A 15,323-nucleotide genomic window follows, 5' to 3' on the forward strand; every position below is an offset into this window, starting at 1 on the left:
GTCTTCCTCGCGTGGGGTTGCGCCCGGCCTCCGGAGCCGGCGCTTGTCGCTACCCTAGACCCGCCGAAGCCGCCGTCCAACGCGCCCGGTGACGCCTGGCCTCCGCCGTCACGCCCGGCCGAGCAGCATGAGCCAGGCAACCGTCGTCAGCGGCGCCAGCAGGGTCGAGACCAGCACTGAGGCCGCCACCATCCCGGTCTCGGTCTTGTAGCGCGCCGCCAGAAGGTAGGCGTTGATCCCCACCGGCATGGCGGCGAACAGGGTCGCGACCCCGGCATAGGCCGGCGGCATCGCGAAGACGTGGAAGGCCAGGATCCAGACCGCCAGCGGGTGCAGGATGTTCTTCAGGCCGGCAATCACCAGGGCGCCCCTGAGGTCGAACAGTACCCGGTAGCGCTTCAGGCCGGCGCCCAGAGCCACCAGCGCGCAGGTCGAGGCGGTGCCCGCGAAGGCGTCGATCACGGACCGGGCGATCCCGGCGGGCGCAAGCCCGAGGCCCTTCATCGCCATCCCGATCAGGAGCGCCACGAAGATCGGGTTGCGCAGCAGCACCAGGACCAGCCCCCGGACCCGTGCCGAGAACGGCAGGCCGGACTCGGATTCGATCAGGAAGGTCGCGCTGCCCATCATCAGCGGCAGGTGCACGGCGAGCAGCATGAACAGCGGGAAGGCCCCCTCCTCGCCGTAGGCCTGAAGGATCATCGGGACGCCGACGAACACCGTGTTCGACTGGCTCGCCGCGAAGCCGTGGAGGATCGCGCCCCGCCGCTCGATCCCGGCGCGTCGCCGGGCGATCAGCGTGCCCGCGAACCACGAGAGGCCGGCGCCGCCGAAATACGCCACCCAGTAGGACCACGCCACCGTGCCGCTCATGCCGGGCTTCGTCAGCGTGGCGATGATCAGCGCCGGGACGGCCACCGCGAACACGTATTCCGACAGGCCGTCGCTGACCTTGTCGGAGAGTAGACCCGTGAGCGCCGCCGCCCATCCGATCAGAACGATCCCGAAGATCGGGGCGATGATGGCGAGGGCGTTCACAGGTCCGGGTGACGTGCTGGGAGAGGGATCGGCCGCCCATAGCACGCCGCCGCCGTCTCAAGCGCCGGCGGCGCGTGAATGGGACGCCGGCGCGTGCCGAGGGTCCGAGGCGCCCGGCCTACTTGTTCTCCAGCACCTTCATCGGGTCCGTGCGCTGGCTCGCGGGCGGCTCCCGGGTGAGTTTGGCGCCGCCCTCCTGCTGCACCTTGACGTCCCGCGGCGAGCCGGGACCGCCCACCGCACGACCGCCGTCGTTGCTCTGCGTCGGCACGGTGCCGGAGGCCAGTTCGAGGCACGTCACCATCTCGACGTAAGAGGGATAGCCCCCGGCCTTGAACTGGTCCTCGCACTGCCGCTTCGCGGCCGGGGTGTAGTCGCCCCAATGCCGCTCGGCCTCCGTCCTGGCGTCGCGCTCGGAGCGGAGGCAGCCGTCGTAGTTGGCCTTGTCGCTGATCGACGTGTTGGTCACCTGTGCCGACCGGCAGGTCTTCTCGACGTCAAGGTTCGGCACCGCGTCGGCCCAGGCCGGGCCGGCGAGACCGCCGAGCAGGATCGCCGCGACGGCGGTTGAGATCGGTTTCATGACGTTCGAATCTCACGGTTGACTGCGCCCGCAGGAGGCTTCGCCGTCAGAACGCGCCAGCGCCCGTTTGGTACCGGGTCGCCCGTGCCATCCAGAGCCTTTTCGTCCCGCGCCATGGCGGATCACCGGGGCGCGGGCCGGCTTCGGATCGCGAGGGACGGTTCAGGAGAATACAGGATTTCACCGCGCCCGTGACCTTATAACTCGGATACGAATAGATATGATATGATATAAATTGGGTTATTTTCATGTCTTTACGCAGAAGTGTGAGGATATTTCCGTAAAACTACATCGATATAACCAAGCATCGATCTTTGAAACTTTCAAACAACGATCTAATGATACGTCTCGTCGGCGTTGATGCTCGCGAAGGGCGTGTAATTCGCGCGCTAGGTGGTTATGATCATGATCAATACAATCAAGGGTCGGCTCTTCGTCCTGCTCGGCCTGCTGGGCGCTCTTCTGCTGGCCTCCGCACTCGTCGGCCAGTTCGCGCTCACGCGGAGCAACGACAATCTCCGGACCGCCTATGAGAATCGGGTCGTGCCCCTGAGCCAGTTCATCGCCATGCGCGAGGCCTACGATCGGATCGTCGACGCCTCGCGGGAGGTGCGCGAGAACGTGGCGGATCCGCTCCACGCGGCGACCCGGGTCGCGATGGGGCTCGCCACGGTCGACCAGCACTGGTCCGCCTATCGCGCGACCGCCCGCACGCCCGAGGAGATGCTGCTCGTGGCCGACATGCAGAAGCAGGTCGATCGGAACGCTTCGATCACGCAGGGTGTGCTGGACCGACTGCGCGGGCGCCAACTCGACGGCTACAGCGCCGCCCATCTCGCGCTCAACCAGATGATGATACCGACCGTCGCGGTCCTGTCGAAGCTGACGGCGCTGCAGCTCCGGGAGACCCGCGCCGAGTTCGAGCGCGCCCAGGCGACCGCGGCCTATTCCAGGCTCCTGCTGATCGGCCTCCTGGCGGCGGCGTCCGTGGCGATCCTCTTCGGCCTCCGCACGGTGCTGGCCCGGGTGACCCGCCCGCTCGATCAGGCGACCCGCCTCATGGGCCGGCTGGCCTCCGGCGACCTGGACGCGCCCGTCACGGGCGCCGAGCGGCGGGACGAGATCGGGGCGATGATCCGGGCCGTGCAGGTCTTCAAGGACGCGATGATCGCCAAGCGGACGGCCGACGCGGCGGCCGCGATCGAGGCCGAGGCCAAGGCGCGTCGGGCCACGGTGCTCGGTGACCTCACCGCGCGCTTCGAAGCGGATATCTCGGCGCTGACCGGGAGCCTGGCCGGTGCCGCCTCCGAGATGGAGACCACGGCCCAAGCCATGACGCGCGTGGCGAGCCAAGCCACGCAGCAGGCCGCGACGGTGGCCGGGGCCGCCGCGGAGACGTCCGGGAACGTCCAGACCGTGGCGGCTGCGACCGAGGAGATGGCCGCATCCGTGGACGAGATCGTGGCGCAGGTGACGCGATCGGCGCAGATCGCCGATCGCGCGGTGGAGAGTGCCACACGCAGCGGAGCCACGGTCCGGCATCTGGCCGCCACGGCTGAGCGCATCGCCGCCTTCGTGGACGTGATCGCCCGTATCGCGCGTCAGACCAACCTGCTGGCCCTGAACGCCACGATCGAAGCCGCGCGTGCGGGCGAGGCGGGCCGCGGCTTCGCGGTGGTCGCCGGTGAGGTGAAGGAACTGGCGGAGCAGACCGCGAAGGCCACCGGCGAGATTGGCGAGCGGATCGGCGAGATCCAGTCCGCCACCGGCGAGGCTGTCGGCGACATCGAGGCGATCAGCCGGATCATCGGCGAGATGTCGGGCGCCGCGACGGCGATCGCCGCCGCGATGGACCAGCAGGGCGCCGCGAGCCGGGAGATCGCCCGCAACGTGCAGCAGGCGGCCCGGGGGACCGAGCAGGTGACGCAGACCATCGCCGGCGTCCGCGACGGGGCGAGCCAGACGGGGGCCGCAGCCGCGCAGGTCCTGCACGCCGCAGAGACGCTGTCCCGTCACTCCGAGGGCCTGACGCGGGAGGTCGGCGCGTTCCTCGGCAGCGTCAAGGCCGCCTGAGCGACCGGGCGGATCGCCCGCTCAGGCGGCCCCGTGCGCCGAATTCAGGGCTCGGTCCAGATCGCCGTAGAGGTCGTCGGTGTCCTCGATGCCCGTGGACAGGCGCAGCAAATCCGGCGGACAGGGGCTGCCCGGACCCTCCACCGAGGCCCGGTGCTCGATCAGGCTCTCGACGCCGCCGAGGGAGGTCGCCCGTTTCCACAGCCGCACCCGCGCCGCCGTGGCGATGGCGCCGGCCTCGCCGCCGGCCACCCGGATCGACAGCATGAAGCCGAACCCGTCGCGCATCTGCCGGCGGGCGACCGCATGCCCGGGGTCGCCGGGCAGGCCCGGATACAGCACGTGGGACACCTGCGGGTGCCCAACGAGGCGTTCGGCCAGGCGCTGGGCGCCCGCCGCCTGCGCGGCCGCCCGCAGGTGCAGGGTGCGGAGCGAGCGCATCAGCAGATAGGCCTCGAAGGGTCCGAGGATGCCGCCGCTTCCGGCGCGGATGGCCTGGATCCGCTCCCAGAAGGCGTCGGCCCGGGCGGCGGCCAGCACGCCCGCCACCACGTCGGAATGGCCGTTCAGGATCTTCGTGGCCGAATGCATCACGAGGTCGGCGCCGCGTTCCAGGGGGCGCGTATGGACCGGGGAGGCGGCGGTGGAATCCACCGCGAGGCGCGCCCCCGCCGCGTGGGCGATCCCGGCCGCCGCGGCGATGTCGGTGACGGTCCACAGGGGATTGCCGGGGGTCTCGATCCAGACGAGCTTGGTCCGGCCCGGCTCGACCGCGGCGCGCAGGGCGTCCAGGTCGTCGGTCTCCACGAAAGTCACGGTGAGGCCGCGCCGGGGCGCCTCCGCGCGCAGCCAGCGCTTCAGCGCCCAATACATCACGGTGCCGGCGACCACGTGGTCGCCGGGCTCCAGGGCGCCGAACACCGCGGTCGCCGCCGCCATCCCTGAGCCGAACAGCAGGGCACCGGCCCCGGCCCCCTCCAGCATCGCCAGGACCGATTCCGCCTCGCGCACCGTGGCGTTGTCGGGCCGGGCGTAGCTGTAGCCCGAGCTGTAACCGTTATCGGGATCGCGGATGAACGTCGTCGAGACGTGCAGCGGCATCACCACGGCCCGGGTCTCGGGTTCGATCCGGCCCATCGCCTGGGCCGCGAGGCTCCGGTGGGTGAAATCCGGGCCTGCGTCGGCGCGGGTATCCGCCGGCCCCTGCGGCGCGTTAGGCTGTGGCATCTGACGATTTCTCGGCGGGTGGAGACGGGCGCGTGCCACGGCGCGCAGGCCCCGGCAAGCCGCGCCGCGTGGAGACGAACGACCATGACCGCCGCAACACATGTGCCCGACGGCGCCGCCCTGCCGCGCTGGCTCCGGCTGGCCGCCGCGATCCTGCCGATCGCGGCGACCGCGGCGATCGGCTCGACGGCGACGCAGGCCGAGATCCCGGGCTGGTACGCCGGCCTGAACAAGCCGGTCTTCAACCCTCCGAACTGGGTCTTTCCGGTCGCCTGGACGATCCTCTACGCGATGATCGCCGTCTCGCTCTGGCGGCTGCTCGGCGCCCTGCCGCGCGTCGGCCCGAGCCGTGAGGGCTGGTGGCTCGCCCTCGCGGCCTTCCTGGTGCAGATCGCGCTCAACGCCGCCTGGACGCCGGTCTTCTTTTCCGCCCACGCGATCGGGGCTGGGCTCGTCGTCGTCGCGATGCTGCTGGTCATGGTGCTCTGGACCATCCGGCTGACCTGGCGGTTCGACAGGATCGCGGCGTGGCTCCTCGTGCCCTACGCCGCCTGGGTGGCCTTCGCGACGCTGCTCAACGCGGCGATCCTGCGGTTGAACTGAGCGCGCGTTCGGTCGGCTTGGACGCGCTCCGGCCTCGCCAACGCAGCGAGGCGATCCCGTGCAGCGGGAGTTCGGCCGGTGCTGCGCCCTTGGATCGCGCCGCGCGCCGACGGCCACGGTCTCCGGATCGTCAGGCCTCGCCGGCCGGCTGCTCCTCGCCTGCGGGTTTCCCGTCGTCGCGGGCGCGGTGGAGCAGGAAGATCGCGAAGACCATCGTGAGGATCAGACCCGCCAGCACCCCGAGCTCGATCATCGACGCCTGGAACAGCGCCTGCTTCTCGGGCGACCAATCCTTGGCGTGCATGATCTCCGAGGATTGCAGCGTGATCACCAGCACCCGCCGGATCGAGGCGATCAGCCCGACGATCAGGAACGGCTCGCAGGTCAGCGTGCCGGACCGCATCGAGACCCGCACCGTGTGCAGGATCTCGATCAGCATGAGCAGGAACAGCAGCCGGTCGATGACCTCCAGGATCTGCTGGGCGCCCCCGAGCGCCCGCATGGCCTCCCAGGTCAGCCCGGCGGCATCGACCAGCGCGACGAGCGCGGTGAGGGCGAGCAGCAGGCCGAGCGCCGCGTAGATCGCGTGCTCGGTGTGCAGGAAGATCGCGCTGGCGAGCCGTGTCAGGCGACCCTGTTCGTCCGAGTGTTCCGGCATCATTCCCCCCTGGAATGTGCCGACAAGACAAGCTTCCTGTGCGCGCGTCCAGCCCGGCAGCACGCCGCTCCGATCCCGAAGCGGGCGAGAGTGGCGTTACGCCGCCCCCCGCCGGATGCCGCTCAGTGGAAGAACGGCAGCGCGTGCGGTGCGAGATAGCCGAAGCCCAGGAGCGCCGCCCCGGCGAGTCCGAGGAAGCCGCCGGCGAACACCAGTATCGTGATGCCGGTGATCACCTCGGCCGACGCCAGCACGATGCCGATCTGGAAGGCCGCCGAGGCCAACTCGTAATGGTGGTAGCGCAGCAGCGTCAGGTCGCGCCGCTCCTCGGAGGCCCGCGCCTTCGCGGTCAGCTCCTTGCGGCCCTCGCCGGTGGCGGGCTCGGATTCCCAGCGCGCCAGGGTCTTGGCCCACTCGGCGCGCTTGGCCGCGATCGCGTCCTGGTTGGCGCCTGGGGGGACCAGGGCCAGGGCCTCGTCGGCGGTCTTGAGCACCGTCGAGCGGATGGTGCGGGCCTGGAAATAGGCCCACTGGTTCGCGGCCTCGACGTTGGCGCCGATCGACTCCGTCTGGGCCGCCTTGCCCAGGGTCTCGCTGAAGGCGAGGAACAGTGCCAGCACCGAGATCAACAGCGCCACGCGCTTGTTGGACCCCTCGATCGCCCCGTGACCACCCGACATCGCTTCGCCCGTCTCCGTTGATTCGACGGGGTCGAGTCACAGCCCATCCCGGGGCGGGGCGCAATGCATGCGGCCGATCCGCGTCTACTCGGCGGCGATCCGTGGCGGTGCCGGACGGCCGTCATTGGCCGGATGGGCCCGATCGAAGGTCAGCGCATCCTCCGGGTCGTCGCGCTCGCCCACGAAGCGGCCGAACAGCCGCTTCAGCAGGCGCGACAGGTCGTCCATCAGCACGAAGATCGCCGGCACGAACACCAGCGACAGCACCGTGGAGACGATCAGGCCGCCGATCACCGCCACCGCCATGGGGGCGCGGAACTCGCCGCCGATCCCGTAGGCCATCGCGGAGGGCACCATGCCGGCCGCCATGGCGATCGTGGTCATCACGATCGGCCGCGCCCGCTTGCGGCCGGCGTCGACGATGGCGACGTTCCGGTCGACGCCCGCGTGGATCTGCTCGACGGCGAAATCCACCAGCATGATCGCGTTCTTGGTGACCACGCCCATCAGCATCAGGATGCCGATCACCACCGGCATCGAGATCGGCATGTGACAGATCAGGAGCGCCAGGATCGCGCCGCCGATGGAGAGTGGCAGCGAGAACAGGATGGTCAGCGGCTGCAGGAAGTTGCCGAACAGCAGGATCAGCACGCCGAACACCATCATCAGGCCGGCGCCCATGGCCAGCGCGAAGCCCTCGAAGACCTCGCCCATCACCTCGGCGTCTCCGGTCTGGCTGATCGTGACCCCCGGCGGCAGATTTTTCGCGGTCGGCAGGTTCATGACCTGGGAGATCAGCTCGGCCAGCGCGTCGGTACCCTGCATGTCGCCTTCGAGGGCGACGCGCACGGCGCGGTCATAGCGGTCGATGCCGGTCGGCCCCTGGCCGAGGCTGATGTCGGCCACCGTGGCCAGCGGCACGGCGGCCCCGCCCTTCACCGGCACCTTCAGGGTCTCAAGATCGGAGAGCCGGCCGCGCAGGCTCTCGGGCAGCTGCACCCGGATCGGCACCTGCCGGTCGGTGGCGTTGAACTTGGCGAGGTTCATGCCGATGTCGCCGATCGTGCCGACCCGCACGGTCTCGGCGATGGTGTCGGTGGTGACGCCGAGATCGGCCGCCACGCCGGGCTTTGGCCGGATGCGGACCTCGGTCCGGTCGAGCGGCGCCGTCGACATCACGTTGACGAGGTGCGGGACCTGCTGGGCCTCGCGCTGGAGCTTTGCGGCGACCTCCGCCACCACCGCCTTGTCGGGGCCGGCGATGATCAGCGCGAGGTCGCGCTGGCCGCCCTCGCGCAGTGCCCAGAAGCGCAGGTCCGGTTCCTCCCGCAGGATCGCCGCCACCTCCGCGTCGACCTGCTTCTGCGTCTTGTGGCGGGTGTTCTTCGGGGTGAGGTTGATGGTGAGACTCGCGAGCCGGACCTCCTTCTTGGCCGGGAGCTGGCGCCCGCCGTCCACGAACACGCTCTTCACCTCGGGCAGCGCGCGGATCCTGTCGACGATCCGGTCCGCCACGCGGACGGTGTCGGGCAGGCGGGCGCCCGGCGGCAGCTCGACCACGAACAGCGTGCGGGCTTGATCCTCGGCCGGGAGGAAGCCCGCCGGCAGGAGGCCCGTGGAGGCGATGGAGGCGGCGAAGCACGCGATGCCGAGCACCAGCGTGATGAACTTGTGCCGCACCGACCACGCCACGAGGCGGGTGTAGCCGCGCATCACGAACCCGTCGCGCTCGTGGTCCGGCCCGTGGTCGCGCAGGAAGTAGGCGGCGAGAAGCGGCGTGATCAGCCGCGCCACGAGCAGCGACATGAACACCGCCGCCGCGATGGTCAGGCCGAACTGCTTGAAATACTGGCCGGCGATGCCGCCCATGAACGACACGGGCGAGAAGATCGCCATGATCGTCGCCGTGATGGCGATGACCGCGAGTCCGATCTCGTCCGCCGCCTCCAGGGCGGCGCGGTAGGGCGACTTCCCCATCCGCATGTGGCGGACGATGTTCTCGATCTCCACGATCGCGTCGTCCACCAGGATGCCGGTGACCAGCGTGATCGCCAGCAGGCTCACGGCGTTGAGCGAGAAGCCCAGTGCGCTCATCACCCAGAAGGTGGGTAGCACCGATAGCGGCAGCGCCACGGCGGCGATCAGGGTCGCCCGCCAGTCGCGCAGGAACAGCAGCACCACCACGACCGCGAGGGCCGCGCCCTCGATCAGCCCCATCATGGCCGAATGGTAGTTGCCGATCGTGTTGACGACGCTGGTGTCGATCAGGTCGAAGCGTACGTCGGGGTTGGCCGCGTGGAGCGCCGCGATCTTCTTGGCCACCCCGACCGAGACGTCGGCGTCGCTCGCGCCGCTGGCGCGGGAGATCGCGAAGGCGACCACCGGCTCGCCGTTGAAGCGCGCGAAGGTGCGGGGCTCCTCGGCGGTGTCTGACAGCGTCGCCAGCTCGTCGAGGCGGACCTTGCGGTTGCCCGGCACGACGATGGAAGTCTTGGCCAGAGTCTCCAGGCTCGCCGAGGCGGCGAGCGCCCGGATCGACTGCTCTTGGCCGCCGACCTCGGCGCGGCCGCCGGCCATGTCGGCGGAGGTCAGGCGCAACTGCCTGTTCACGTCCGCGGCGGTGATGCCCAGCGCCAGCAGCCGGTCGGGCTTGAGGGTGACGCGGATCTCGCGGGCGACGCCGCCGAGGCGCTCGACGCCGCCGACGCCCTTCACGCTCTGCAGACCGCGGGCCACCACGTCGTCCACGAACCACGACAGGTCCTCGGGCGTCATGGCCGGCGCCGAGGCGCCGTAGACCATGATCGGCAGGCCGGCGATCTCTACGCGGGAGACGATCGGCTCGTCGATGGTGCGCGGCAGGTTCTGCCGGATCTTGGCGATCGCATCTTTGACGTCGTTGGTCGCCCGGTCCTGATTGACCTCCAGGCGGAACTCGATCGTCGTCGTCGAGGTACCCTCGGTGATCGTCGAGAGGATGTGCTTGACGCCCTTCACGCCGGCGACCGAATCCTCGACCCACTTGGTGACCTGGGTCTGAAGCTCCGCGGGCGCGGCGCCCGACTGGGTGATCGTCACCGAGACGATCGGAATGTCGATGTTGGGAAACCGCGTGATCGGCAGGGCGCGGAAGCTCACCAGGCCCAGGATCATCAGGACCAGGAACAGCACCACCGAGGGCAGGGGCTTGCGGATCGCCCAGGCGGAGACGTTGAGACGCATGGCTCGGTCCTACCGCGGGGCCGCGTCGGCCATGGGGGTGCTCGCGGGCGAGGGCACCGCCCGCACCCGGTCGCCGTCGCGCAGGAAGCTGCCGGCGCGGGCCACCACGTTCTCGCCGGCGGCGACGCCGGAGCGCAGTTCCGTGACGCCCTCCGCGGAGAGGCCCGTCGTCACGGGCCGGGCCTCGACGCGCCCGTCCTTCACCACGAGGACGCTGGCGCGGCCGTCGGCCGCGTAGAGCAGGCTGGAAACCGGCACCGCGATGCCCGTGCGGCGCGCGACCTCGACGTTGCCGCGGGCGAAGGCGCCGATCCGCAGGGCCGGATCGTCGCCGAGCCGGATGCGGACCTTGCCGAGCCGTGTCGCCCGGTCCACCTCCGGATAGACCCGGCGGACCTTCCCGCCGATGCGCCGTCCGTCATCGAGGTCGAGGCTCGCCGGGTTGCCGACCTGGATGCGGGCGAGGGACGTCTCGGGCACCTCGCCCTCCAGTTCGATCTCACCCCGGGCGATCAGCCGGAACAGCGGCTCGCCCGCCGCGGTGGCGGTGGCGCCGATCCGGGCGGTCCGCCGGTTGACGATGCCGGCTTCGGGCGCCCGGATGTCGGTACGGGCGCGCCGGAGGGCGATCTCGGAGCCCGCGGCGCGCGCCGTGGCGAGGTCGGCCTGGGCGGATTGCAGGCCGCCCCTGGCGGCGGCGAGCCGACCTTCCGCGCCCTGCGCCGCAGAAACCCGTTGCTCCAGCACGGCCGCGGTGGCGTTGCCGGTCTTGGCCAGCGCCTGGGCGCGTTCCAGGGACTGCTTGGCCTCGACGTTGGCGGCTTCCGCCTGGACGATCTGGCTCCGGGCCTGGACGATCGCGGCTTCGGCGCGGGCGACCGCCGCGGCGTTCGACGCCTCCTGCGTGGCGATCATCTCCAGCGACAGCTTCGCCAGCACCTGACCCTTGGCGACGCGGTCGCCCTCCTCGACGAACAGGTCGGTGATGCGCAGGCCCTCGACCTCGGGGGAGACCAGGATCTCGTCCCGCGGGACCAGCGTGCCGGTGACGACGGCCCGCTCGACGATCTCGCGACTCTCGGCCGGCACGACGGTGACCGCCGGCGCGATGGCAGCGGCGTCGGGAACGGCTGCGGTTTCGACGGCCCGGGCCGGCGCCGCGGCGAGGATTGCGAGCCCGCACAGGAGACTGAGGCGGGACGCGCGCCAACGGAGGGAGTTCACGGGAGAGGCCTCGCAGTCGGCGCTGGATTGGTATCGCTTATCCCTGACTGGGCAGGTCGGCGTTTTCATGACGGGCAATCCTGGACGCCCATCAGCATAGCGCCATCCGGCGATGCCGTCGCCGGCCCCCGCGCCGCAGGTTCGAAGCGGCGGCCGGGGAGCGGCTGTCCTGTTCTTTCAACCTGCAACCAGGCGCGAATGGCAACGTTATTGAATCGAAGGTCTTTGCGCGACCGGGGAGGAATCGATGAGCATCTTTCAGATCAAGCAGAAGAAGAGCGGCGCCGTGCTCTGGACCGGTGCGGCCAATGATGAGCAGACCGCCCTCGACGCTATGGCGCGCGAGGCCGGATACCGCGACTTCTCGGCCCTGCCGGATGCGATCCGGGCCGACGGGATCGAGGCGGCGAAGCTCGACCTGATCTCCTGAGGCACCGCTCCGCCCCGTGCTGAGACGACCGGGCGCCCGTTCCTGACGGGCGCCTTTTTCAGGTCGGCCCGAAGCCCTGAACAAGGGTCTCGATCGCGGCCGCACAGGCGCGCACCGCGTCCGGATCGTGGAGGGCTGCGATCGCCGACGGATCGAGGGCGAGGCCGTCCCGGATCAGGCCGGGCCAGGCTGCGGCCGCGGGCCAGCCCGGATGCACGATTGCGGCCCCGAGCCGCGCCAGGGCCGCGGCCTTCTCGGTCTGCTCGCCATAGGCCCGCTCCTCGGGCAGGCAGAGGAAGCGCTTCGCCTGCGCGGCGGCGAGAGCGACCACGCCGTCGCCGCCGCCGCCGACCAGCAGGGCCGCCCCCGCGACCCGCGTCTCGACGTCCGGGACCCAGCCGTGCAGGTGCAGGTTGCCGGGCGTCTCGCCGGAGCCCGAGACCGGACCGAGCACGTGCCAGGGCCGGTCGGGCACGGCCCGCGCCGCCGCGGCGAGGTCCTCGAAATGGCCCCCCGCGCCGCCGCGGCCGAACACCACCACGATGTCCCGGCGCGCCTCGGTCGCCACCTGGGCCGGCCCGCCGAGGAAGCCGGCGTAGAGCGTCTTGGCCCGGACCCAGTCCGGCACGCCCGCGCCGTCGAGGGCCGCGGGGAAGGGCGCGAGAAGCCGCGTCGCGCTCCGGAAGGCTTCGAGATGGGGCTGGTCGGTCCGGGTTCCGGCGAGCCGCACCACCAGCGTCGGGACCGACAGGAGGCGCGCCAGGAGGGCCACCTCCACCGAGACGTCGACCACGAGGAGGGCCGGGTCCGTCCGCTCCGCCCAGGCGGCGATGCGCGCCATCCGGGCGCGGAGGCCGGGATGGTTCAGGGGGGCGTAGTGCAGCGCCTCCGGCCGCTCGGCCTCGCCGTCGCGGCCGTCGAAGGCCGCGCCGCCGCCGAGGGGGCGGTCAAGGGGGCGGTCGTCGGGCAGGTCGACGACGTCGAGCCCGGTGGTGTCGAAACCCGCGAGCGTGCCGAGGATCGTGCAGGGGCGGGGCAGGGCCGCCGCCACGGCTCGGGCGCGCTGGAGATGGCCGGCGCCCTGGTGGTGGACATACCAGCCGATCCCGCGGGTCACGCCGCGTCCCGCACGGAGAGGGCGAGGGCGTCGAGATCGGCGATCGCCCGGTCGAGGGGGCATTCCCGCGCCGGCGCGGCACGCGCCTCGAGGATCCGGTCCGCCCGCTCCACGAAGGCGATGTCGTTGGGGCAGGCGCCGAAGGATGCGAGATCCTCCGCGTCGAGTCCGAGCCGTGCGCAGGCCGCGGCGCGGGCCTCCGGTTCCAGGTGGAAGGCCCGGCGCAACGTGGCCCGGCGCAGGATCAGCGCCTGCCAGTGGGCGGCCTCGGGCAGCAGGTAGGCCTCGCCGTCGAGGACGCGGGCGCGGCGCACCATCTCGGTGGCCATCCCGCCCGAGACCCGGCCCTGATGGCGGGACGAGACCAGCACCTGCACGTCCGGGCAGTGGCGCAGGCGCGCGCCGTTCGACCGCAGAAGCCCGACCAGGGCGTTGTCCTCGCCGCAGGGCAGCGCCGGGAGCCCGCCGACCGCCCGGTACAGGGCGGCCGGTACGGCCAGGCTCGCGCCGGTATGATCGCCGTGGCGGGGGGCGGGGTCGTACGGCGGCGGGTCGAGGAGGTCCTCCAGGCGCCGGACGCCGGACCAGTAGCGTTCGATGCGCGCGTGCAGGGCCGTGAGGTCTGGATCCCCGGACCCGTCGTCGTCGATCACGAGCCGGCCGCCGACCACGTCGGCGCATTCCAGCGCCCGCAGGTTCGCCGCCACCCAATCGGCCGGCAGGCGGGCATCCGCGTCGGTGGTCAGGAGAAATCCGTCGGGCTGTCCGTCGGCGTCGAGCCAGTCGGCACCGGCCTCGAGCGCCATGCGCCGGGCGGTCCCGACATGGGCGTCCGCTTCGCCGAGGGCGACGTCGATCACCCGGAGCGCGAGCGTCGCCAGGATCCCGGAGGCTTCGACATCCCGGACCGCCGGGACGGTCCCGTCCGTGCAATTGTTGGCGAGCACCACGACCCGCAGGGGGGCGCGCGCCGAGACGCCGTTCTGGGCGGCCAGGGACGCCAGCAGGCGGGGCAGGCGCTCGGCTTCGTTCCGGGCGGGGATGCAGACGACGCAGGGCAGCGGGACCGGATGGTCGGCGTCTGGGGTCATGTCAGGTCTCCCGTGGCACCGTCACGGGCCGCGGAGGTGCGGCGCGTCGCTCGCCAGGCTCCGGGCTCGGGTGCATGCATGGCCGGTGGCGCGGGCTCCACGCCGCTCAGCCCCGTCCTCCCGCGACGCGCAGCGCGGGCCGTGCCCGCTCGGCACAGCGCGCGATCACCGCATCGTAGGCTTCGAGGTAGCGCCCGGTCATGGCGGTGGCGTCATAGAGCGCCTCGGCCCGGTCCCGGCAGGCCCGGCGCGAGAGGCCGGCGGCCTCCCGGATCGCCACGGACAGGTCCTGGGGATCGTCCGGACGGGCGAGCCGGCCGCAGGACGCGTCGAGGATGTCGGGCATGGCGCCCCGCCGGAAGGCGGCCACCGGCGTGCCGCAGGCCAGCGCCTCCGCCACGACGAGGCCGAAGGGCTCTTCCCAGCGCGGCGAGACGATCGCCACCCGAGCCCGGCCGAGATGATGGGCGAGGTCCCGGTGCGAGAGGTGGCCGAGATGCGTGAGGTCCGGCCCGAGCCGCGGGGCGATCTCGGCGGCCCAGTAGCCCGGGTTGAGCTTCGGCCCGGCAAAGGTCAGCGGCAGCCCGGCGGCGCGGGCGGCGTCGATGGCGAGGTGCAGCCCCTTCTCGGGCACGATCCGCCCTGACCAGAAGGCGAAGGGCGGCGCGTCGGCAGCCTCCGAGAATGCGAAGGTGGAGAGGTCGACCCCATTGTCGACCACCTGCGCGCCGGGCACCAGATGCGCCCATTCCTGGGCCAGAGACGGCGAGACCGCGAGGAACGCCATGTCCGGATCGGCCTGCACGATGCCGCCGACGAGCGATTCGAAGGGCGGCGTGTGCAGCACCGTGATCCAGGGCAGGCCCAGCTGGGCGCTCTCGCGCAGCGGCAGCGCGTGCAGGGAATTGTTATGGACGAGGTCGAAGCCGCCGGCCGCGACCATCTCCATCATGCGCCGGTAGGCGTCGTGTTCCGCCCGGTCGATCGCGTCCTCGAGTTCCGGATCGAGGAGCGCGTCCCCGGTGGGATCGCAGAGCATCACCGGATCGAGCGCCGGGTCCGATCCGCGGCTGGCGAACAGCGTGACATCGTGCCCGTGCCGCCTGAGCGCGACGGTGAGGAGGTGCGTGTGCATCTCCAAGCCGCCGGCATAGGGCTGGCCGATCGGGTACTTCAGATGTGCGAGGACTGCGATCTTCACGCGCGCACCGAATCCGGTTGAATGGGGATTTCTGCCGCCCACAGCGACGCGAAAGGACTTATTTCCGCAGCGAGGGTGGCGGCGATCATGCCGATTGTTTCTTCAACAAGCGTTGCGTTCACGGGGCTGGTGCGACGACAAACGCGGCGCTTGCCGGCTGTTTAGGCGCGGCGGCC

General features: G+C 71.4%; 14 protein-coding genes. 3 read left to right on the forward strand and 11 right to left on the reverse strand.

The features are described 5' to 3' along the window. Positions 1-108: 108 nt before the first annotated feature. Complete coding sequence (locus tag AC1DXK_RS12185) at positions 109-1,038, reverse strand: AEC family transporter (RefSeq protein WP_457105806.1); 930 nt, start codon at positions 1,036-1,038, stop codon at positions 109-111. Positions 1,039-1,156: 118 nt separating this feature from the next. Further along, complete coding sequence (locus AC1DXK_RS12190) at positions 1,157-1,621, reverse strand: hypothetical protein (protein ID WP_457105807.1); 465 nt, start codon at positions 1,619-1,621, stop codon at positions 1,157-1,159. Positions 1,622-2,026: 405 nt separating this feature from the next. Here AC1DXK_RS12190 and AC1DXK_RS12195 point away from each other — a divergent pair, with 405 nt between their 5' ends. Beyond that, the gene (locus AC1DXK_RS12195; RefSeq protein WP_457105808.1) at positions 2,027-3,694 is read left to right on the forward strand and encodes a methyl-accepting chemotaxis protein; all 1,668 of its coding nucleotides are present in this window, start codon (positions 2,027-2,029) and stop codon (positions 3,692-3,694) included. Between the two features lie 21 nt (positions 3,695-3,715). Here the strand turns inward: AC1DXK_RS12195 and AC1DXK_RS12200 are convergent, their stop codons facing one another. Beyond that, on the reverse strand, positions 3,716-4,921 hold the full coding sequence (locus AC1DXK_RS12200; protein ID WP_457105809.1) for a trans-sulfuration enzyme family protein: 1,206 nt from the start codon (positions 4,919-4,921) through the stop codon (positions 3,716-3,718). An 84-nt stretch (positions 4,922-5,005) separates the two neighbouring features. On the opposite strand from AC1DXK_RS12200, the gene AC1DXK_RS12205 reads away from it, so the two are divergent. Next, positions 5,006-5,524 carry a TspO/MBR family protein gene (locus AC1DXK_RS12205; RefSeq protein WP_457105810.1) on the forward strand — a complete coding sequence of 173 codons (519 nt, stop codon included), beginning with the start codon at positions 5,006-5,008 and terminating at the stop codon, positions 5,522-5,524. A 130-nt stretch (positions 5,525-5,654) separates the two neighbouring features. Here the strand turns inward: AC1DXK_RS12205 and AC1DXK_RS12210 are convergent, their stop codons facing one another. The 4 genes from AC1DXK_RS12210 to AC1DXK_RS12225 form a co-directional block, all read right to left on the reverse strand. Continuing rightward, entirely contained in the window at positions 5,655-6,182 is a 528-nt protein-coding gene (locus AC1DXK_RS12210; RefSeq protein ID WP_457105855.1) for a phosphate-starvation-inducible PsiE family protein, read from the reverse strand. A gap of 122 nt (positions 6,183-6,304) precedes the next feature. Beyond that, positions 6,305-6,862, reverse strand: a complete 558-nt coding sequence (locus AC1DXK_RS12215; RefSeq protein ID WP_457105811.1) for a DUF4337 domain-containing protein — start codon at positions 6,860-6,862, stop codon at positions 6,305-6,307. Positions 6,863-6,946: 84 nt separating this feature from the next. After that, on the reverse strand, positions 6,947-10,084 hold the full coding sequence (locus AC1DXK_RS12220) for an efflux RND transporter permease subunit (RefSeq protein WP_457105812.1): 3,138 nt from the start codon (positions 10,082-10,084) through the stop codon (positions 6,947-6,949). A 9-nt stretch (positions 10,085-10,093) separates the two neighbouring features. Next, on the reverse strand, positions 10,094-11,377 hold the full coding sequence (locus AC1DXK_RS12225; protein WP_457105813.1) for an efflux RND transporter periplasmic adaptor subunit: 1,284 nt from the start codon (positions 11,375-11,377) through the stop codon (positions 10,094-10,096). Positions 11,378-11,555: 178 nt separating this feature from the next. Here AC1DXK_RS12225 and AC1DXK_RS12230 point away from each other — a divergent pair, with 178 nt between their 5' ends. Next, complete coding sequence (locus AC1DXK_RS12230; RefSeq protein ID WP_457105814.1) at positions 11,556-11,738, forward strand: hypothetical protein; 183 nt, start codon at positions 11,556-11,558, stop codon at positions 11,736-11,738. A 58-nt stretch (positions 11,739-11,796) separates the two neighbouring features. On the opposite strand, the gene AC1DXK_RS12235 is transcribed toward AC1DXK_RS12230, so the two are convergent. The 4 genes from AC1DXK_RS12235 to AC1DXK_RS12250 form a co-directional block, all read right to left on the reverse strand. Next, positions 11,797-12,855 carry a glycosyltransferase gene (locus AC1DXK_RS12235; RefSeq protein WP_457105815.1) on the reverse strand — a complete coding sequence of 353 codons (1,059 nt, stop codon included), beginning with the start codon at positions 12,853-12,855 and terminating at the stop codon, positions 11,797-11,799. Beyond that, positions 12,852-13,946 (reverse strand): glycosyltransferase family 2 protein, encoded by a 1,095-nt coding sequence (locus tag AC1DXK_RS12240; protein WP_457105816.1) that lies wholly within the window; start codon positions 13,944-13,946, stop codon positions 12,852-12,854. The genes AC1DXK_RS12235 and AC1DXK_RS12240 overlap by 4 nt, the downstream gene beginning before the upstream one ends. A gap of 106 nt (positions 13,947-14,052) precedes the next feature. Continuing rightward, positions 14,053-15,147 carry a glycosyltransferase family 4 protein gene (locus AC1DXK_RS12245; RefSeq protein WP_457105817.1) on the reverse strand — a complete coding sequence of 365 codons (1,095 nt, stop codon included), beginning with the start codon at positions 15,145-15,147 and terminating at the stop codon, positions 14,053-14,055. Continuing rightward, on the reverse strand, positions 15,144-15,269 hold the full coding sequence (locus AC1DXK_RS12250) for a hypothetical protein (RefSeq protein ID WP_457105818.1): 126 nt from the start codon (positions 15,267-15,269) through the stop codon (positions 15,144-15,146). Before AC1DXK_RS12250 ends, AC1DXK_RS12245 begins: the two co-directional genes overlap by 4 nt. Positions 15,270-15,323: the final 54 nt, after the last annotated feature.

The sequence above is a fragment of the Methylobacterium sp. P3_A11 genome (assembly GCF_056403155.1).

Bases quoted from the DNA above. Each gene is read 5' to 3' on its own strand.
- AC1DXK_RS12230 (WP_457105814.1), top strand. From the start codon at position 11,556: ATGAGCATCTTTCAGATCAAGCAGAAGAAGAGCGGCGCCGTGCTCTGG.
- AC1DXK_RS12220 (WP_457105812.1), bottom strand. From the start codon at position 10,084: ATGCGTCTCAACGTCTCCGCCTGGGCGATCCGCAAGCCCCTGCCCTCG.
- AC1DXK_RS12225 (WP_457105813.1), bottom strand. From the start codon at position 11,377: ATGAAAACGCCGACCTGCCCAGTCAGGGATAAGCGATACCAATCCAGC.
- AC1DXK_RS12210 (WP_457105855.1), bottom strand. From the start codon at position 6,182: ATGCCGGAACACTCGGACGAACAGGGTCGCCTGACACGGCTCGCCAGC.
- AC1DXK_RS12195 (WP_457105808.1), top strand. From the start codon at position 2,027: ATGATCAATACAATCAAGGGTCGGCTCTTCGTCCTGCTCGGCCTGCTG.
- AC1DXK_RS12240 (WP_457105816.1), bottom strand. From the start codon at position 13,946: ATGACCCCAGACGCCGACCATCCGGTCCCGCTGCCCTGCGTCGTCTGC.
- AC1DXK_RS12200 (WP_457105809.1), bottom strand. From the start codon at position 4,921: ATGCCACAGCCTAACGCGCCGCAGGGGCCGGCGGATACCCGCGCCGAC.
- AC1DXK_RS12215 (WP_457105811.1), bottom strand. From the start codon at position 6,862: ATGTCGGGTGGTCACGGGGCGATCGAGGGGTCCAACAAGCGCGTGGCG.
- AC1DXK_RS12205 (WP_457105810.1), top strand. From the start codon at position 5,006: ATGACCGCCGCAACACATGTGCCCGACGGCGCCGCCCTGCCGCGCTGG.
- AC1DXK_RS12190 (WP_457105807.1), bottom strand. From the start codon at position 1,621: ATGAAACCGATCTCAACCGCCGTCGCGGCGATCCTGCTCGGCGGTCTC.